The following is an 18,284-nucleotide window of genomic DNA, read 5'->3' as shown; positions in this document are numbered from 1 at the left end:
GGCGAAGCTTTGAAGAAAGCCGTCTAGGCTTGATGAAACGCCATTGGAAAGGCCTCGCTGCGCAGATGCGCGCGGGGCCTTTTTCGTCAGCGCTTGGCCGCGCGGTCGCGGTGATAGGTCAGCGCCATAGAGACAATCGCGCGCGCTGCGAAATCGGGTAAATCCCCGTGCAAGGGCATCGTCACGGCCCGATTACCTGTGTATTGAAACTCGCTCGGGAAGGCCTCGCTCATCCGTAAGACCAAATCACTCTGGCAGTTGAAAAACAGGCTGCAAGAGTTCGGATGTTTCTCTTTCCACGCCATGCGGATCGTGCTGCCCGCTTTACTGCTCGCTGTCAGATACGCCGGCTCCCCCCACTTCAATGTCTCTTCAAGCGCACCCACATCTAGGCGCGCAGCCTCTTCAAACACGACCCGGCGTAGCGCATGCAGCCTGGCTTGCGCGAGGGGTGGATAGCTGGCGAACACCGCTTGCACTGCAGCTGGCATGTCTGGAGGAGCAAAGCATTTGACCATTGTTTTTCCTTTCCTTGAGCATGCGATTTTTACTTGATGCACGTCAACGCAGCCAAGCGCGCGCTGCGGTATGATCCATCACAGCCAAACAGGAGAGCGCAAAATGTTCACCGTCACCAAGACCAAACCAACCCGTATCGAGATCGATATCAATGGCGGCATCGATGCGAATATCATGCTTGCAGGTCTCGACACATTGTTTCGCGAATCCGAAGGCGTGAAGGGCGGCACAATGCTGTTCACCATAACCGATCTGGACATGCCGACGATGGGCGCAGTCGGGGTCGAATTGTCCCGCCTTGGCAAGCTCTTCGGACTGCTTGGAAAATACGACAGATGCGCCGTTCTCAGCGATCATAGCTGGCTGCGCACCGTCGCCGAAATCGAGGGCGCGCTTTTGCCAGGGCTTGCAATCAAGAGCTTTGATCTAGACGAGCGCACGGCAGCAGAGGCATGGCTGGACGTCTGAATAATTCACGCACCGCGCACGCCCAAAGCCGCGCGGTGCAGGTTTTGCTTGCCTATACTAAACTATCAAACTAGTTTAATTGAGTGATTGAATCCTCCCAGATCAGCGCAGTCTTTTCCGCCCTCGCCCACCCTCTGCGCGTCGATATCCTGCGCGCCCTGCTGCAGCGCGCTCAAGACGGGCTAAGCGCAGGTGAGTTGGCAGCAAGAACACAAATCGCACCTTCAACATTAGCCCATCACTTGCGCGAGATGGAGCAAGGGCAGGTGATCACACGCGAAAGCCATGGGCGCAAAACCATCATCACGCCAAACCTGAGCACGCTCGGCGATATCGCCGCGCTTCTGACGCAGCTGTGTTGCAGAGAACCTGCAACGCACAAACGCCAGATAAAAGCGCCATGAGAACTATGCCACCGCAAGACTTCGCGCCAAGCCTGATCGCCGCTGAAGAAAGGCTTGCGTCAAATTCACTGGCCTTTCAGCAAAGAGTGTTGCACCTGATATCCCTGCTCTTCAACGCTAGGCAATCCGCATGAAACCCTCCCGCCTGCCGATATTTTTCATCGTGGCCACTGTCGCCATCGATGCCATGGGCATTGGCCTTATCATGCCCGTGATGCCCTATCTTCTGCGCGAAGTGGATGGCGGTAGCCTTGGCGATGCGGCAATCTGGGGCGGCATTCTGGCGACGACCTTCGCGGCGATGCAGTTCCTGTTCGGCCCGATCATCGGCTCGTTGAGTGATCGCCATGGCCGCAAACCAGTGCTGGTGATTTCGCTCGTCATCATGGCAGTTAACTATGTTCTGATGGCCGTTGCGGGCACAATCTGGCTCTTGCTGCTCGGACGGATCATCGGGGGGATCACCGCCGCGACCCATGCAACCGCTGCCGCCTATATTGCCGATGTGTCCAAGCCCGATCAGAAGGCCGCAAACTTTGGCCTAATTGGTGCGGGCTTTGGCATCGGCTTCGTGCTTGGACCTGTCATTGGCGGCATCTTGGCCGAATTCGGAACGCGCGCGCCATTTTGGGCCGCAGCGGTTCTAGCAATCAGCAACGCTGCGCTCGGCTGGTTCGTGCTGCGCGAAAGCGTCACGGATGCCACGCGCCGCGCGTTCAAATGGAAACGCGCAAACCCGTTCGGCGCATTCAAATCCATCGGCAGCTTTCCCGGCCTAGGCCCGCTGCTCGTCGTTTATTTTTTCTTCCAGATCGCCAATGTCGTCTACCCCTCGATCTGGGCGTTCTACACGCTGGAGCGTTTTGCGTGGTCGCCCGGCATGATCGGCCTGTCGCTCGCCATTTACGGGATCAGCTTCGGATTGGTGCAAGGCTTGCTGGTGCAACCCTCGATCCGGCGCTTCGGGCATCGCGGCACCGTTGTTCTGGGCCTCGGCCTAGAGGCGGTGATGCTCTTCGTCATCGCCTTCGTCACATCCGGTACGCTGTTGCTCATTCTGATCCCGATCAGTGCGCTTGGTGCGGTGGGCATGCCCGCGCTTCAAGGCATTATGTCACGCCGCGTCGCAGATGACGCACAGGGCGAATTGCAAGGCGTATTGACCTCTGTCAACTCGCTGTCCGCAATAATGGCGCCCTTGGTGATGACGCGCAGCTTTGCCTATTTCACCGCCGCAGGTGCGCCGATCTATGCGCCCGGCGCACCCTTCCTGATCGCATCGGTGCTAATGGTGGTCTCGGTCGTGATCTTCCAGATGCGCAAACGTGCTTCCGTGGCGTAAAATTCGACGGTAAGTGTCGTAAATCGACTTGTGAGTGCGCGCGGCTTGGTCAACCCTAGCGCCAAGCTAGGAGAGAAATATGCCAACAATAAAAGCTGCCGTATGCCATGAATTTGGTGCGCCCCTTTCAATCGACGACGTGCAACTGCGCGCCGCTGGCATGGGCGAGATCGAAGTCACGCTGGACGCCGTGGCGATCTGCCATTCCGACATCACCTTCATGGACGGCGGCTGGGGCGGCTCGCTTCCGGCGGTCTACGGCCATGAGGCGGCGGGTATTGTCACAGGTGTCGGCGCAGGTGTTGTTGGACTAAGCGAAGGGGATAGCGTGGTCGTCACGCTCATCCGTGCGTGCGGCAATTGCCCCTCCTGCGCGGGCGGCATCCCGACGCTTTGCGAGACGCCCTATGACGGCGATCAAGGCCCGTTGAAAACCGCGGATGGCGGCAAGCTGCATCAGGCGATGGCTTGCGGTGCCTTCGCGGAGAAGGTCGTGGTGGATCAACGGCAAGTGGTGAAAATCGCGCCCGACATCCCCAAAGACGCCGCGGCACTTCTTGCATGCGGCGTGATCACAGGAGTTGGTGCAGTCATCAATGCGGCAGGCTTGCGCGCGGGTCAGGACGTTGTTGTTATCGGCGCTGGCGGCGTTGGCCTGAATGCGATCCAAGGTGCGCGCATTGCTGGCGCGCGCCGTATCGTTGCCGTGGACATGAGCGAAGAGAAGCTGGAGATTGCCAAAAGTTTCGGCGCAACCGACGGCGTACTTGCGACCTCGGACAAACCATGGCGCGCAGCAAAACACGCGATGGGGCGCGGCGCAGACGCAGTTATCGTCACCGTCGGCGCGATCCCCGCTTATGAGCAGGCGCCCCAGTATCTCGCCAATGGCGGTCAGGTGATCATGGTCGGCATGCCCCATTCCGGCGCAACGGCCACTTATGAACCGGTCATGATGGCGGCAGTTGGCCAAGGCATGAAAGGCTCAAAAATGGGCGATGTGGTGATCCAGCGCGACATTCCTTGGATGGTGGATATGTACGGACAAGGACGGTTGCAACTAGACGAGTTAATTTCCGGGCGCTGGCGTCTCGATCAGATCAATGAAGCGATCGCAGATACCAAGTCCGGCTCTGCGAAACGCAATGTGATCATGTTCTCATGAAACTGCAAGACCTAGACATCATCATCACCGCGCCCCCTGCCCCCGGTTGGGGCGGGCGCTACTGGATTCTCGTCAAAGTCACGACAGACAACGGCATCACAGGCTGGGGCGAATGCTATGCCTCCACTGTTGGCCCAGAGGCGATGCGCAGCGTCATTGAGGACGTGTTCGAGCGGCACATGCAGGGCGAGAATCCCGAGAACATCGAATTGATGTTTCGCCGCGCTTATTCATCCGGCTTCACGCAGCGCCCCGATCTGACGGTCATGGGGGCGTTTTCAGGCCTTGAAATCGCGTGCTGGGACATCCTCGGCAAAGCGCGCGAACGTCCTGTCTATGCGCTGCTTGGCGGCAAGATGAACGAGCGCATCCGCGCCTACACATACCTCTACCCCCTGCCCCATCACGATCTGACAGATTTCTGGACAAGCCCCGAAATGGCCGCAGAATCCGCCGCAGACGCGGTTGCGCGCGGCTACACAGCAGTCAAATTCGACCCCGCTGGCCCCTACACGATGCGCGGCGGGCATATGCCTGCGATGAGCGATATCACGCGCTCCGTTTCCTTTTGCAAAGCCATTCGCGAGGCTGTGGGCGACAAGGCGGACCTGCTGTTCGGCACGCACGGCCAGTTCAACACCGCAGGCGCGATCCGTCTCGGGCAGGCTTTAGAACCCTACTCGCCCCTTTGGTACGAGGAACCCACGCCCCCAGACCATATCGAGGACATGGCCCGCGTTGCACGCAATGTTCGCATCCCGATCTCGACGGGTGAGCGGATGACGACCAAGTCGGAATTCGCCGCGGTGCTACGCGCGGGCGCTGCTGAAATCCTGCAACCTGCCTTGGGCCGTGCGGGCGGCATCTGGGAGATGAAGAAGACCGCTGCCATCGCGGAAGTCTTCAACGCACAAATGGCACCTCACTTATATGCAGGGCCTGTCGAATGGGCCGCGAACATTCACCTTGCCACCTCGATCCCCAATATCCTGATGGCAGAGACTATCGAAACCCCGTTCCACGATGCGCTGATCAAAGGATCAATCCGCGTAGAGGACGGGTTTATCACACCGCCCACCACGCCAGGGCTTGGCATCGACGTGGATGAAGCCCTCGCACGCGCCAATCCCTACACTGGCGACGGGCTTCATTTGCAAATGCAAGAAGAGCCGTGCGACTACGCGAATGGCAACAACTTCGAGGGCGGTGCGCCAGCCCCGAAGGACTGACGCGCTTCGCTTCATCTTGCCCTTTAAACTCCCGGCCCCCTTCGGGGCCGGAACCCGAATTTTCTCAAAATTCGACCTAGCTCTGAGCCCATTCCCACGGCCGGATGAAATCGCCGAGCACACCGTTCACTGCACCGTCATCTTTAGTGCCAGCTGAAAGCTGCGCCACCAGACCGCGCTTCTTGTCGTCAATGACAGAAACGACCCGCGCATCGAGGCCCGCCTCTTCAAGCGCGGCGTTATAGACCCGCGTGATCGCATGCTTGCGCAGATCGGGCTTGAACACCTTGCCCACCGCCGTTTTCGGCAACTCATCCAGAATGGTCATATGCTTGGGCTGCGCCGCGCGTTCGTGCACGTGAACCTTGCAGTATTCCAGCAATTCCGCTTCCGTGACCGACGCGCCCTCAACCAGTTCGACGAAGGCGCAAGGCACTTCGCCCGCGTGGGCATCCGGCTGGCCGATCGCACCAGAAAAGGCGACGGCCTCGTGGCCCAATAGCGCCTCTTCGATCTCGGCAGGGTCAATGTTGTGCCCGCCACGAATGATCAGATCCTTGGCGCGCCCAGTGATCCAGAGGTACTCGTCCTCGTCCACGCGGCCTAGATCGCCCGTACGCAGGTATTTGCCATGAAACAGATCGCGGTTTTTTTCTGCTTCCGTGTAGGTCGCGCCAACCATAACGCCGGGGCTCGAAATGCAAATCTCGCCCACTTCATCGACGGCGCAGGCCACAGGGCCCTCGGGCGAGCCTTTGAGAATTTTCACATCCGTATAGGGCAGCATGATCCCGATGGAGCCAACTTTCTTGTTGCCCTCCACGGGATTGCAAGACACGAGGCAGGTCGCTTCGGTCAGGCCATATCCCTCGACGATCTGCACACCCGTCGCCGCTTCGAAGCGTTTGAACAACTCCAAAGGCAGGGGCGCAGAGCCGGAGAACGCATTCTTGACAGAACTGACATCCGCATCGATCGGGCGCTGCATCAGCGCGGAAATCGCCGTCGGCACTGTGATGATAAAGGTGATTTGCCAGCGCTCGATCAATTTCCAAAAATTGTCGAACACCCCCTCACCGCGATAGCCCTGCGGCGTCGGGAAGACCACATGCGCGCCGCTCGCAAGCGAGGCCATGACGATCACATGGCAGGCGAAAACATGAAACAGGGGCAGCGGGCAGATAATGTTGTCCGTCTCGTCAAAGTTCAACTCATGACCAAGCCAGCCATTGTAGATCATGCCATTGTAGGTGTGCTGCGCAACCTTGGGCATGCCCGTGGTGCCGCCCGTGTGAAAGTAGGCAGCAACGCGGTCCCCCGCGCTATCAGCAAAATCAAGCGCGGTGTTTTGCTTGGCAACTTCCATAACGAAATCCTTCACATCCGCGTGATGGCCCGTCGGGTTCTTGGGGCGCACCAGCGGCACGATCCAGGACTTGGGCGGCGTGAGATAGCGAAGCAGATCCACTTCGAGAACCGTATCGACGCCGGGCGCATGGCGCACCGCTTCGGCAGTTTTCTGGGCGACATCGGTCTTTGGAAACGCCTTGAGCGTGACCACGACTTTCGCGCCTGTCTCACGCAAAATCGACGCGATCTGCTCGGGTTCCAGCAGCGGGTTGATCGGGTTCACGATCCCCGCAATCGCACCGCCAAGAAAGGTCAGCATCGTCTCGTTGCAGTTGGGCAGGATATAGGCGACGACATCTTTTTCGCCCACGCCCAGCTTGCGAAACAGGTTCGCCGTCTGCACGGTCTTGTCATGTAGCTGCTGCCAGCTGAGCGTTTCGGCTTTATCCTTGGGGCCGGAAAACAGCTGATAGCTGACCGCGTTGCGGCTTGGAAACTTGCCCGTCGTGCGGCTGAGCACACCATAAAGCGTGGCGGGAATATCCCGATCCGCCCATGGCATTTGCCCTTCGATTTCATTCTTGTCCGCGACTGTAGCGAATGTCATGGCCACTCCTCCCCTGAGCCAAAGTTCACGCCGATTGATCGCGCGTTTGCTCCAAGATGAGGGCGGGCCAGATCAAACGCAAGGTTTCCCAAGCGTCTTTGTGCGCGCGAAATGAAAAAAGGAGCGGAAAGCCCGCTCCTTTTAAAATCATCTGATCAAAACGGTGTCCGCCTAGGCCTCCGCGCCCTCTTGCGGGATGCGCAGAACCTGACCGGGGTAAATCTTGTCCGGGTGACTCAGCATTGGTTTGTTCGCCTCGAAAATGGCGGTGTATTTCGCGCCATTGCCCATCGCCTTTTCTGCGACAGCCCAGAGCGTGTCGCCCTTTTCAACGGTATGGAACACCGGCGCGGGGCCTGCATCCTCGGCGTCGTCCGTCTCGACAGAACCGATACCAGTGACATTGCCGACGGCCAGAATGATTTTCTCGCGCAGCGACGGGCTAACCGCACCAACGCCTGCGACGCGCACTTTGTCGCCCTCGACCTTAATGTCCAGACCTTCGGCCTCAAGGCCCAACTCTGCAACTTCTTTCTTTAACTCGTCCACGGACGGTTCGGCATCATCACCACCGAACAGTTTCTTGCCAGCGTCTTTCGCAAAACTCCACAAACCCATTTAAATATCCTCCTTGAATGTCTGCGTAGACTGTCGCGCGACACCTTTGAAGGTGCAAGGGGGAATTCAGACGTCCTCAAACCCTGCAGTGAATTGCAAACGCGCAAGGCGCGCATAAAGACCGTCCTGCGCGACCAAAGCATCATGCGTGCCAGTGGCAACGATGCGCCCCTCTTCCATCACCACAATGCGATCAGCCTTTTTCACCGTGGCTAGGCGATGCGCGACGATCAGCGTTGTGCGCCCTTGCGAAAGCTCGTCCACGGCCAGTTGCACCGCGCGTTCGCTTTCCGCATCCAGCGCACTTGTCGCCTCATCGAGCAGCAGCACCGGCGCATCGCGCAGGATCGCACGGGCGATGGCGATGCGCTGCTTCTGCCCGCCCGAAAGCATCACGCCGCGCTCGCCCACATAGCTGTCATAGCCCTCGGGCAACGCAGTGATAAAATCATGCGCGGCAGCGGCCTTGGCAGCCGCTTCGACATCGCCGTCGCTCGCACCGGGACGGCCAAAGCGAATGTTCTCGCGCGCGGAGGCCGCAAAGATCACAGGGTCTTGCGGCACCAACGAGATGTAACGGCGAAACGCATCGCGGCTCATTTCGGGAAGCGGCACACCATCAAGGCGGATCACGCCGGACTTGGGATCATAAAAACGCTGGATCATCTGGATAATGGTGGTTTTGCCCGCACCGGACGGGCCGACGAAGGCGACGGTTTCACCCGCTTTGATATTCAGGTTCACGTCCTCAAGCGCGGGAGTGTCCGGACGCGAGGGGTAGCGGAAGAACACATGTTCAAAGGCGATTTCGCCGCGCACAGGACTGGCGAGCGCAACAGGCGCTGCGGGATCGTTCACCGTGTCTTCGGAATCGAGCAGTTCGACCAGACGCTCGGTGGCACCGGCGGCGCGTTGCAGCTCGCTCCAGATTTCCGAAAGGGCCGCAACCGCGCCTGCAACCATGACCGCATAGATCACGAATTGCACCAGCGCGCCCGTGCTCATCAGGCCTGCGCGTACATCGTGGGCACCAACCCAAAGCACGCCGACGACACCCGAAAACACGAGGAAAATAACGATCATCGTCAAGAACGCGCGCACAGTGATGCGGCGGCGCGCGGCATCAAAGCTCTTTTCGGTGAAATCGGCGAAAGCGATCTGGCTTTGCACCTCGTGGGTGAAGGCCTGCACCGTCTGCACGGAGCCAAGCGTTTCTGACGCATTGCCCGAGGAGGCCGCAATCCAGTCCTGATTTTCGCGGCTCAGCACGCGCAAGCGCCGCCCGAGCACTAGGATAGGTACGATCACCGCGGGCACCAGAAGCAGCACAAGACCGGTCAACTTGGCCGACGTGAACAGCATCAAGGTCAGCCCTCCGAGGAAAATCAACACGTTGCGCAGCGCGATCGAAATCGAAGAGCCGATGACAGAAAGGATCAGCGTGGTGTCCGTGGTGATGCGGCTCAGCACTTCGCCGGTCATGATGTTTTCGTAAAAGGCGGGACTAAGCGAAATCACGCGGTCGAACACCGCTTTGCGAATATCCGTCACCACGCGCTCGCCAAGGCGCGTCACCAGTGCGTAGCGCAGCGCAGTCCCCACAGCCAGCAAAGCAGCAATGCCCAGAGCAGCGGCAAAATATTGATCAAGCAAGGCACCTTCGGCGGTCTCGAAGTTGTCTACCACGCGGCGCACGGCCAATGGCAGGATCAGCGACACACAAGCGGTCAAAGTCAGCGCGCAGCCCGCCAGCACCACCAACATTTTATAGGGCGCAAGGAAGGGCCAGAGGCGGCGCAGCGTGCCGATCTCCTTGGACTTCGCACGCTCTGCTTCGCCGATCTTCGGGGCCGTTTCGCCAGCTGTCGTGGCGGTTTGGCGGGTGGGAGCAGTGGTATCAGAGGCCATAGAATTTCCTTACGCGCAATTGCGCGCATTAAAGGGAGCGCGCGCGCAGGGTCAAGCGCGGCACAAGCGCGCGCATGGAGGGCGGCTTGTCGATATTGATGCCTGCGGCTGGTGAAATCTGGAGCGGGCGACGGGAATCGAACCCGTGTCTCTTGCTTGGAAGGCAAGGGTCTTACCATTACACAACGCCCGCTCTGTCAAAGGCTGACATAAATCAGCCCCAAAGACGCGTCAAGACGCAGTTGCTTAAGAATGCGCGCAGATATGAGCAGAGCATCGCAGGTTTGGATGCAATGCCGCGCGACTTGCTCATTTTTGCCGCATTTTCGCCCTTTGCGGAAAATAAACAGATTTTCAGAACGCGCGACTGATCTGCGTAGATGGAGCCTTTTATGTTCAAACCTGTGATCTTCTCTCTTGCAGCCTTTGCAGCAAGCCTTGCAACCTCCGCCTCTGCGGCAGAGCACGAAATTCTGTTCGTCGAGGGCGGCTTCTTTCCCGCCGTGACTTACCTCGCCGCTGGCGATGTCGTGACGTTCACGAATCTTACGGATAGCACCGTCGAGGCGGAAGCGGGCGACGAGAGCTGGCAGACCGGTCAATTGAACGTCAACGCAACCTATACGCTTACTGTAACGGCTGCGACAGGGCTCGCGTTTGCATATGCCACCGATCCCGAGAAATCCGGCGCTCTGTCCTTTGATCCGGCGCCAATCAACAACTAAGCGGTTTGATCAGATCTGCGCCCGTTGCGCGGTTTGAATTTACCGTGCGATCGACGCGGTAAAAACCCAAAGCCTGCTCCGGCGCAGCCCGCATCAGCGTGGCGGCGCCTTTGCCTTGCTCGCCCAGCCAGAGCGCCCAGTCTTGCGGCGCAATGATCACAGGCATGCGGTGATGGATTTGCGAAATTGCCGCGTTTGCACCAGTGGTGACGATGGCGCAGCTGCGCGTCGTCTCGCCTGCAAGGGTCCAGTCTTGCCAAATGCCCGCGAACGCCAGAGTGCTTTGATCCCGCGCATGGATGTACCACGGATCGCGTCCGCCCTCGGCGTCTTTGGTCCACTCATAAAACCCCGATGCAGGGATCAAGCAGCGCCGCGTCCTGCAAGCCGCCTTGAATGCGGGTTTGTCGGCGATCGTCTCTGCGCGTGCATTGATCAAGAGTGGGCCATCATTGGCCGCCTTGTACCAATACGGGATAAAGCCCCAGCGCATCGCGCCAAGGCGGCGGTTTGCGCCCTGGTTCCAGATCACATGAACTCGCGTCGTGGGGCAGACGTTATGGTTGGGCACTTCGGGCAGATCATTGCCCGGCTGCGCATCAAAAAGCTGCGCCATAGCATCATCGGGAAGGGTTACGGCAAGGCGTCCACACATGCACGCAGGTATAGCGCAGAGGCTTGCCGCGGGGCAGCGATTTTTCGAGAAAAATCGGATACCATATTCTTCGCAAAAGAATATGGTTGCGCCGATCCAAACTAAAGGCCGCCCTCATGACACTTTGCATCGTCTATTTCTCGCCCACCGGACACACACGCGCTTTGGCACAAGCGATTGCCCTCGGCGGCGAGGGTATCTTGCTCGATGCCACAGATCTGAGCGCAGCAGATTGGGCGACTCTGGACAGTGCCAGCGCCATCGTCATGGGCGCACCCACATACATGGGTGGCCTGCCTGCGCCTTTCGTCGCGTTCATCGAGCAGGCTTCCGCGCGCTGGGACACGGGACAATGGCGTGACAAGCTGGCGGGCGGCTTTTCCACCGCAATGCACCCGGCGGGAGACAAGTTGAACGCGCTCACCTGCCTGTTCGTTTTCGCGGCACAAATGGGCATGGTCTGGATCGGCGCAGCCGAGACCGGCCCGCCTGTGGTGGAGGGTAATGAGGGGATCAACGCAGACGGCTCCTGGGTCGGGGTCACGGGGACGATGTCGGCGATCGAGGGCGAGTTGCTCAGCTCAGGGGATATTGAGACGGCGCGGCGTTACGGAGCGCGCATGAAGCGGGCGATGGAGCGCTGGGAGCAAGGTTAGAGGGGGCCTGCCCCCGTCTGCATACGCAGACTCCCCCGCGATATTTTTGGAAAAAGGAAGGGAGGGCGCGGTTTTGGAACCGCGCCCGCAGTCTTTAATTTCACCGTGATTTACTTCACCGTGATGCGGCCGTCTGTGTAGGGCGTATAGGGGCCTTGCTCGGCGAGATATTCCGCCGTCACATCCGCGAGGTCGGGGCCGAAATCATAGGCATCCGAAGCATCGCGGAACATCTTGTAGCCATCGCCGCCATTGCGCACGTAATTGTTGGACACAACGCCATAGACCTTGGCAGGATCAATCGGTGCACCGCCGACCATGACGTTTGACACACGTGCGCCAACCTCGGCCGCAGGATCAACGGTGAAGCTGATACCGGCAACTTGCGGAAAGCGGCCTTTGACTTCTTCGATCTGGCTCACACCGTTCTCAAGGGCTGCCACAAGAACCTCGCCAGAGACGCGGAAGGTGGAAAGCGTGTTCTGGAAAGGCAGCACCGTGAGCACTTCGCCCATAGTCACATCGCCGCCATCAATGGAGGCGCGCAGGCCGCCAGAGTTGGCAATCGCCACTTCAACGCCTTGATCCTTGACGCGCGCAAGCATCGCATCGGCCACGAGATTGCCCATGGGGCACTCCATGACGCGGCAGACTGCGCGGTCGCCCTCGATCGCGGAGGCAGCATTGGCCACCACCTTGTTGCGGATTTCCTCGAGCGGGGCAGCCGCTTCGGTGATGCGCGCTTTGGTGTCGCTATCCTCGGCCACTGCGCCATCCATGATGATCGGCTCGCCGACCGCTTGCGTGATTTCGCCCGCGTCGTTGAAAGAGACATTCAGCTCGCCCAGAAATTTGCCATAGGCGTAGGCTTGCACGATCGCGGTATTGCCCACCATAACAGGGTAAACATCCACAGCGCGCTCTTGAGTGTTGGACAAAAGCGTATTGGAGTGACCACCCACGATCACATCTACGCCCGTGGTTTGCGCCGCAACCTTCTTGTCTACCGCAAAGCCCGAGTGGGACAGAACGATGATCTTGTTCACGCCCATTTCAGTCAGCTTGTCGACTTCGCCCTGCACCGCCGCGACCGGATCACTAAAGGTGATGTTGGGGCCGGGGCTGGCCAGTTCATGAGTATCATGCGGTGTAAGCCCGATGAGTCCCAATTTTTCACCACCACGCTCGATAATTGTGGATTTCATAAGGGTATCGGCCAGCAGTTCTTCGCGGCTCACATCGGCGTTGGACATCAGGACAGGAAAGTTGACTGCATCCATGAAGCCGCGCAGCACTTCGGGGCCATCGTCGAATTCATGGTTGCCCACGGTCATCGCATCATAGCCCATCTTGTTCATCATTTCGGCCGCAAGTTTGCCCTTGTAATAAGTATAGAACAGCGTGCCTTGGAATTGATCGCCACCATCAACGAGGATGGAATTGTTCGAGCGCGCACGCGCCTCGGCCAGCGCGGTGACAAGGCGGGCAGAGCCGCCAAAGCACTTGCCTTCGGCGTTATCTTCTTCGCCGCAGCCACTGTCATATTTGCTGATCGGCTCGAAGCGCGCATGGAAATCGTTGGTGTGCAGAATCGTCAACGAATAGTCTGCCTGAGCGATGCCTGCGCAGAGTGCGAGGCTGGCAGCCCCTGTCAATAAACGGGTGAGCATTTGGAAATTCCCCTGTGGAGTTGAACGCTGAGTCGGATCGTGGCCTGTTGTGCGCGGCGAGTCAAAGGACTCTGTTCGACAAGCGGCTTATCAGCGGCGCTCTTGCCTTGACCCGATCTGGCCAAGCGGGCATCACACGCTGCATGAAAATATACAAAATCTTTCGCGCCGAAGAATGGGCGCAGCTTCGCAAAGAAAAATCCACTAAAGGCGCGCCGATCGATCTGACGGACGGCTATGTGCATTTCTCGACCGCCGCGCAGGCGCAGGAAACCGCTGACAAGCATTTCGCGGGCATGGACGGGTTGTTCCTGCTGGGCTGCGACGCAGAGGCAATGGGCGAGGCGCTGAAATGGGAAGTGTCGCGCGGCGGGGCAGAGTTTCCGCATCTTTACCGCGATCTGGCGCTGGCCGATGTGGAATGGGCGCAGCCCTTGCCGTTGGTGGACGGGCGGCATCAGTTTCCAGCCGGGCTGGAGTAGATGAAGCGTTTTGTCGAGCAGATCGGCCTGAAAGCGCTGCGCAATATCGACCCCGAAACGGCGCACGGGCTGGCATTGAAAGCGCTGCAACTGGGCGCGGCGAATACACCGGGCATGGTCACGTCCCCACGTCTGCGCACCACGCTCGCAGGTCTGGATTTGCCCAACCCTCTGGGCCTTGCCGCTGGATTTGACAAAAACGCAGAAGCGCTGACAGGACTTAGTAAATCCGGCTTTGGGTTTATCGAAGTCGGCGCAGCGACCCCACGCGCCCAAGAGGGCAACGCAAAACCCCGTCTGTTCCGTTTGACCGAGGATAAAGCCGCGATCAATCGCTTTGGGTTCAACAATCAAGGCATGGAAGTGATAGGAGCGCGCCTTGCAAAGCGGCGTGAGGGCATGGTGCTTGGCCTGAACCTTGGCGCGAACAAAGACAGTGCAGACCGCGCTGATGATTTTGCGCAAGTGCTGCGCCATTGCGGGGCCCATGTGGATTTCGCAACCGTCAATGTCAGCTCGCCCAACACGGAAAAATTGCGCGACCTGCAAGGCAAAGCCGCGCTGAGCGCGCTTTTGGAAGGCGTCATGCAAGCGCGGGCAGAGCTTGCCAGGCCCATCCCTGTGTTCTTGAAAATCGCGCCTGATCTAAGCAGCGATGAAATCGCCGAGATTGCAGAAGTCGCGATAGAGAGCGGACTGCATGCGGTGATCGCAACCAACACGACCCTGTCGCGCGAGGGTCTGCAAAGCAAGCACAAGGGCGAGATGGGCGGCCTGTCTGGCGCGCCATTGTTCGAGCGATCTACCCGTGTCTTGGCGCAGCTATCCGACCTGACAGCAGGCAAACTTCCCCTGATCGGCGTTGGCGGGATCAGCACTGCAGAGCAAGCCTACGCAAAAATTTGCGCGGGCGCATCAGCGGTGCAGCTCTACACGGCACTGGTTTATGGCGGTCTTTCTTTGGCGCAGGACATCCTTCTCGGTTTGGACGATCTATTGGAAGCAGACGGTTTTGCCAGTGTCGCAGAGGCCGTCGGCTCCAAGCGAAGCCAATGGCTCTAAGCCGCTGCAGCGCGCTCCAGCGCGGGGTACTTCCAGCCCAGCGTGATTCCGCGCGCGATGAAGGAGATGAGCAAAGCAACCCAAAGGCCGTGGTTGCCGATCAGCGGCATTAGGACCACGACCGCTGCGATATAGATCAGCGCGGAGACGAACATCATGTTGCGCATATCCGCGCTGCGGGTCGCGCCGATGAAGATGCCATCAAGCATCCATGCGGCGCAGCCCACCAGCGGCGCGGCGATCATGTAGGGCAGGTAAACGCGGGCCTCGGCACGCACGTCCGGCGCGGTGGTCATCAAATCGATGATCGCAGGGCCAAAGAGCGCGAATATGCCAGCCGTGAACAGTACAGTGATCAAGCCCCAAAAGCTGGTCATCAGCGCGGCGCGGCGCACGCGGGCGGCAGATCGCGCGCCCATGGATTGACCCACGAGCGTCTCGGCCGCGATGGCGAAACCGTCCATGGAATAGGCGGTAATTTCTAGGAATTGCAAAAGGACGTGGTTTGCCGCCAAGGTCACATCGCTAAAGCGCGCCCCGAGGAAGACAAAAGACAGGAAGATGCCTTGCAGCATCACGGAGCGCAAAAGGATATCGCGGTTCACGCGCGCAAAGAGGATCATCTGGGCGCGCTCGAACACACGGGGCCAGTCCTTCCACGCAGGCGTGTTCAGAGCGTCGCGGCACAGCCACAGGCCCAGCGCGAGGCCGCTCCATTCGGCAATAAGGGTAGCAATCGCCACGCCCTCCACGCCCCAGCCAAGGCCAAGCACAAACCACAGATCAAGCACGATATTGAGTCCGTTCATCCAAAGCTGGATCAGCAGCACCGCACGCGTGCGCTCCAGCCCGATCAGCCAGCCGGTGACGGCATAAATACCGATGGCAGCGGGCGCACCGTAGATGCGGATGCTCATGTAGGTCTGCGCGAGGCTTTCCACCTCGGAGCTTGCAGGGGCAGTTTGCAGCGCGAGCCAGACCAGCGGCACTTGCAGCGCCATGATGACGAGGCCGGCACCAAGGCCGATTATCATCCCGCGCGAGAGCAAAGCCGAGACTTCACCGCTGCGCCCTGCCCCGCTCGCCTGCGCCGTCAGACCTGCGGTGCCCATGCGTAGAAAGCCGAAAATCCAATAGATCGCGGTCAGCGCGATCGCGCCAATGCCGACGGCGCCGATGGGCGCGGCAAGGCCCATTTGGCCAACCACGCCCGTATCCACAGCGCCAAGGATCGGCACGGTGGCGTTAGACAGAACGACAGGAAGCGCGACCGTGAGGACGCGTTTATGTGTCAGCGGGAGCGGCGTGCTCACTTAGCCTCGCCGGGTTCGGGCTTGCGGGGCATCAAGAAATGCGCCGCGCCATGGGCGAAGGGGCGATCATGATTGTCCTGCCATGCCTCGACCTGAACAGAGGCATAGCGCCGCCCGGAGCGCGTGACGCGCGCACGCGCATAAGCGTCGCGCGGCAGGCCCGAGCGCATGTAATCCACAGTGAAATCGATGGTCTTGGGCAGGCGCGGCAATGTGCCTGCCTGTAGGTCCTCAAGACTGATTTCGCCACTCTCGATATCCTCCCAAAGCAGCGACCAGCTTAGCTCGATGATCGCCGTGACCTCCAGAAAAGCTGCTGTGACGCCGCCGTGAATCGCGGGCAGGAAGGGATTGCCGATCAGCTTTTGATCGAAGGGCAAAAGCGCCGTAAGCTCGTCGCCGCGCCGATCAAAGCTGATGCCGAGAAACTGGATATAGGGCACGCCGCCCACTAGCGCACGCAGCGCGGCGTCGCGGCGCATTTTGACGTCCTGCATCGGTTCGGGGGTTCTACGCGCCATATTAGCGGCCCTCTACGGTGAATGCGCCGGTCGCGGTCGCGACGGGATTTTCGGCGTCTTCGTCAAAGGCGGTGGCGCGCACGAAGGCGACAGAGCGCGTGATGTGATAGCAATGCGCTTCTGTGCGAATGCTTTGGCCGGGGGTCGCGGGGCGCATGTAATCGATGCGCAGGTCAATGGTGGCGGTGCCTGCGGGGGCATCCGGATGGCTCATCACCGCCGCACCGCAGCAGGTGTCCATAAGCGCAGAGACAGCGCCGCCATGAATCACGCCGGTCTTGGGATCGCCAACCAATTGCGGATTATAGGGCATGCAAATCTCCGCATGACCATCGCCGATCTGCGTCAGTTCCATACCCAGCGCACCGGCGTGGGGGATCGCTTGGATGAACTGCGCTGCGATCTGTGCTTTGCGCTCGGTCATAGGGGGCTCCTTGCTGCTCTGCACCCTTTATGAGCGCCATTTGCAGGCAGGGGCAAGAGCAGCGGTTGCCCTTCCCCCAAGAGGAGCCTACGTTCCGCGCAGGGGAGCAAGACCATGTCCGAAAAAAAGCTAAGTTTCAAAGAGATGTGCGCGCGTTTCGACGTCACTCCGCGCACGCTTCGCTATTACGAGTATATCGAGCTTTTGCAGCCCGAGCGCGACGGACGTTCGCGTTTTTACAGCCCGCGCGAATGTGCGCGCATGACATTGATCCTGCGAGGACGTAAATTCGGCATCAAGCTTGAAGAAATTCGCCAGTGGCTGAAAATCTACGAGAACGAGGGCACGCAGGCGCAAAGGATCGCCTTTGTGGAGATGGCGGATCGTCAGTTGATCGAGCTTGAAGATCAGGCCAAACAGTTGGACGGCGCGATAAAAGAGCTGCGCGCGCTGCGCAGCGAAACACTCAAGAAGATGAGTTAGAGACGCGATAGAATCGGCCTTCAAAGCGATTTTCGTTGAAGCTTTGGTCGATTTTTTGCCGCCCTACTCCATTTCTCTCCGTTAAATGATTGCGCAAACATCCGCATTACCTTTGCGGAAGTTACGTCACCCTGTGTTTGACGTAACGTACAACTTACGTAAACCTTAAAAACCGTTGTAACCAAAGGGAAGTCGCCCCAGATGAGCATCACTGCACATCTGAACGAGCGAGAGACGATACAAATGCAAGAGACATATATGACCATCCGGGAAATGTGCGATGCTTTCGATGTGACGCCCCGCACGCTTCGCTTTTACGAATCCAAGGAGTTGCTGTTTCCCAAACGGGACGGACAGAAGCGCCTGTTTACCAAGCGCGATCGTGCGCGGCTCAAGCTGATCCTGCGCGGCAAGCGTTTTGGGTTCAGTCTGGAAGAAATCCGCCAGCTTCTTGACCTCTATCATGTGGGGGATCAGCAGCAGACGCAGATGAACCGCACGCTTGAAATCGCCCATGATCGCCTCCGCGATCTGGAGAGCCAGCGTGACGAGATGGAAAGCGCGATCGCTGATCTGCGCGAACAAATCAAATGGGGCGAGAAGATCGTCGTCTCCATGAACCAGACAAAGAAGGCGGCAGAGTAGCGTCGCCTCTTCGACCCTCTCAGGTCTCATCGGACCTG

20 protein-coding genes and 1 tRNA gene are annotated in these 18,284 nt (G+C 59.2%); 11 read left to right on the top strand and 10 right to left on the bottom strand.

Annotated elements, in window-relative coordinates; genetic code table 11:
* Positions 1 to 86: 86 nt before the first annotated feature.
* Complete coding sequence (locus B9P63_RS07270) at positions 87 to 518, bottom strand: DUF1801 domain-containing protein (RefSeq protein WP_085307866.1); 432 nt, start codon at positions 516 to 518, stop codon at positions 87 to 89.
* Positions 519 to 621: 103 nt separating this feature from the next.
* Between B9P63_RS07270 and B9P63_RS07265 the strand changes: the two genes are divergently transcribed.
* The 5 genes from B9P63_RS07265 (at position 622) to B9P63_RS07245 (ending at position 5,127) form a co-directional block, all read left to right on the top strand.
* Positions 622 to 987 (top strand): SpoIIAA family protein, encoded by a 366-nt coding sequence (locus B9P63_RS07265; RefSeq protein WP_085307916.1) that lies wholly within the window; start codon positions 622 to 624, stop codon positions 985 to 987.
* 83 nt (positions 988 to 1,070) lie between these two features.
* Positions 1,071 to 1,391 (top strand): ArsR/SmtB family transcription factor, encoded by a 321-nt coding sequence (locus tag B9P63_RS07260; protein ID WP_085307865.1) that lies wholly within the window; start codon positions 1,071 to 1,073, stop codon positions 1,389 to 1,391.
* Positions 1,392 to 1,521: 130 nt separating this feature from the next.
* The gene (locus B9P63_RS07255; protein ID WP_085307864.1) at positions 1,522 to 2,733 is read left to right on the top strand and encodes a TCR/Tet family MFS transporter; all 1,212 of its coding nucleotides are present in this window, start codon (positions 1,522 to 1,524) and stop codon (positions 2,731 to 2,733) included.
* Positions 2,734 to 2,812: 79 nt separating this feature from the next.
* Positions 2,813 to 3,898 carry a zinc-binding dehydrogenase gene (locus tag B9P63_RS07250; RefSeq protein ID WP_085307863.1) on the top strand — a complete coding sequence of 362 codons (1,086 nt, stop codon included), beginning with the start codon at positions 2,813 to 2,815 and terminating at the stop codon, positions 3,896 to 3,898.
* On the top strand, positions 3,895 to 5,127 hold the full coding sequence (locus B9P63_RS07245) for a mandelate racemase/muconate lactonizing enzyme family protein (protein ID WP_085307862.1): 1,233 nt from the start codon (positions 3,895 to 3,897) through the stop codon (positions 5,125 to 5,127). The genes B9P63_RS07250 and B9P63_RS07245 overlap by 4 nt, the downstream gene beginning before the upstream one ends.
* A gap of 76 nt (positions 5,128 to 5,203) precedes the next feature.
* On the opposite strand, the gene B9P63_RS07240 is transcribed toward B9P63_RS07245, so the two are convergent.
* The 4 genes from B9P63_RS07240 to B9P63_RS07225 all read right to left on the bottom strand — a co-directional run bounded on the left by B9P63_RS07240 (position 5,204) and on the right by B9P63_RS07225 (position 9,803).
* Entirely contained in the window at positions 5,204 to 7,084 is a 1,881-nt protein-coding gene (locus tag B9P63_RS07240; RefSeq protein ID WP_085307861.1) for an acyl-CoA synthetase, read from the bottom strand.
* Between the two features lie 171 nt (positions 7,085 to 7,255).
* A complete protein-coding gene (gene lysM / locus B9P63_RS07235; RefSeq protein ID WP_085307860.1) occupies positions 7,256 to 7,702 on the bottom strand; it encodes a peptidoglycan-binding protein LysM in 447 nt (148 codons plus the stop codon).
* Between the two features lie 66 nt (positions 7,703 to 7,768).
* Positions 7,769 to 9,610: an ABC transporter transmembrane domain-containing protein gene (locus B9P63_RS07230; protein ID WP_085307859.1), complete on the bottom strand. Its 1,842-nt coding sequence runs from the start codon at positions 9,608 to 9,610 to the stop codon at positions 7,769 to 7,771.
* A 119-nt stretch (positions 9,611 to 9,729) separates the two neighbouring features.
* A tRNA-Gly gene (locus tag B9P63_RS07225) sits at positions 9,730 to 9,803 on the bottom strand.
* Positions 9,804 to 10,002: 199 nt separating this feature from the next.
* Here B9P63_RS07225 and B9P63_RS07220 point away from each other — a divergent pair.
* Positions 10,003 to 10,335, top strand: coding sequence for a cupredoxin domain-containing protein (locus B9P63_RS07220; protein ID WP_139816218.1), 333 nt, complete (start codon positions 10,003 to 10,005; stop codon positions 10,333 to 10,335).
* Here B9P63_RS07220 and B9P63_RS07215 read toward each other — a convergent pair.
* On the bottom strand, positions 10,325 to 10,990 hold the full coding sequence (locus tag B9P63_RS07215) for an SOS response-associated peptidase (RefSeq protein WP_085307857.1): 666 nt from the start codon (positions 10,988 to 10,990) through the stop codon (positions 10,325 to 10,327). The genes B9P63_RS07220 and B9P63_RS07215 overlap by 11 nt on opposite strands.
* A 116-nt stretch (positions 10,991 to 11,106) precedes the next feature.
* Here B9P63_RS07215 and B9P63_RS07210 point away from each other — a divergent pair, with 116 nt between their 5' ends.
* Positions 11,107 to 11,646, top strand: coding sequence for a flavodoxin family protein (locus tag B9P63_RS07210; protein ID WP_085307856.1), 540 nt, complete (start codon positions 11,107 to 11,109; stop codon positions 11,644 to 11,646).
* Between the two features lie 110 nt (positions 11,647 to 11,756).
* Here the strand turns inward: B9P63_RS07210 and B9P63_RS07205 are convergent, their stop codons facing one another.
* The gene (locus tag B9P63_RS07205) at positions 11,757 to 13,316 is read right to left on the bottom strand and encodes a bifunctional metallophosphatase/5'-nucleotidase (RefSeq protein ID WP_085307855.1); all 1,560 of its coding nucleotides are present in this window, start codon (positions 13,314 to 13,316) and stop codon (positions 11,757 to 11,759) included.
* A 143-nt stretch (positions 13,317 to 13,459) separates the two neighbouring features.
* Between B9P63_RS07205 and B9P63_RS07200 the strand changes: the two genes are divergently transcribed.
* Positions 13,460 to 13,798 carry a DUF952 domain-containing protein gene (locus B9P63_RS07200; RefSeq protein ID WP_085307915.1) on the top strand — a complete coding sequence of 113 codons (339 nt, stop codon included), beginning with the start codon at positions 13,460 to 13,462 and terminating at the stop codon, positions 13,796 to 13,798.
* Positions 13,799 to 14,860, top strand: a complete 1,062-nt coding sequence (locus B9P63_RS07195) for a quinone-dependent dihydroorotate dehydrogenase (RefSeq protein ID WP_085307854.1) — start codon at positions 13,799 to 13,801, stop codon at positions 14,858 to 14,860.
* Here the strand turns inward: B9P63_RS07195 and B9P63_RS07190 are convergent.
* Genes B9P63_RS07190 through B9P63_RS07180 form a run of 3 tightly spaced genes read right to left on the bottom strand, consistent with a single transcriptional unit; the run spans position 14,857 to position 17,118 of the window.
* Positions 14,857 to 16,173, bottom strand: a complete 1,317-nt coding sequence (locus tag B9P63_RS07190) for an MATE family efflux transporter (protein ID WP_085307853.1) — start codon at positions 16,171 to 16,173, stop codon at positions 14,857 to 14,859. The genes B9P63_RS07195 and B9P63_RS07190 overlap by 4 nt on opposite strands.
* Positions 16,170 to 16,694: a PaaI family thioesterase gene (locus B9P63_RS07185; RefSeq protein WP_085307852.1), complete on the bottom strand. Its 525-nt coding sequence runs from the start codon at positions 16,692 to 16,694 to the stop codon at positions 16,170 to 16,172. The genes B9P63_RS07190 and B9P63_RS07185 overlap by 4 nt, the downstream gene beginning before the upstream one ends.
* A gap of 1 nt (position 16,695) precedes the next feature.
* On the bottom strand, positions 16,696 to 17,118 hold the full coding sequence (locus B9P63_RS07180) for a PaaI family thioesterase (RefSeq protein ID WP_085307851.1): 423 nt from the start codon (positions 17,116 to 17,118) through the stop codon (positions 16,696 to 16,698).
* Between the two features lie 114 nt (positions 17,119 to 17,232).
* Between B9P63_RS07180 and B9P63_RS07175 the strand changes: the two genes are divergently transcribed.
* Both B9P63_RS07175 and B9P63_RS07170 read left to right on the top strand, forming a co-directional pair.
* The gene (locus tag B9P63_RS07175; RefSeq protein ID WP_085307850.1) at positions 17,233 to 17,601 is read left to right on the top strand and encodes a MerR family transcriptional regulator; all 369 of its coding nucleotides are present in this window, start codon (positions 17,233 to 17,235) and stop codon (positions 17,599 to 17,601) included.
* A 243-nt stretch (positions 17,602 to 17,844) separates the two neighbouring features.
* Entirely contained in the window at positions 17,845 to 18,246 is a 402-nt protein-coding gene (locus B9P63_RS07170; RefSeq protein ID WP_085307914.1) for a MerR family transcriptional regulator, read from the top strand.
* The last annotated feature ends 38 nt before the right edge of the window (positions 18,247 to 18,284 follow it).

The organism is Planktotalea arctica (genome assembly GCF_002105285.1).
Lineage (GTDB): Bacteria > Pseudomonadota > Alphaproteobacteria > Rhodobacterales > Rhodobacteraceae > Planktotalea > Planktotalea arctica.
This window is presented reverse-complemented; position numbering and strand designations above follow the sequence as displayed.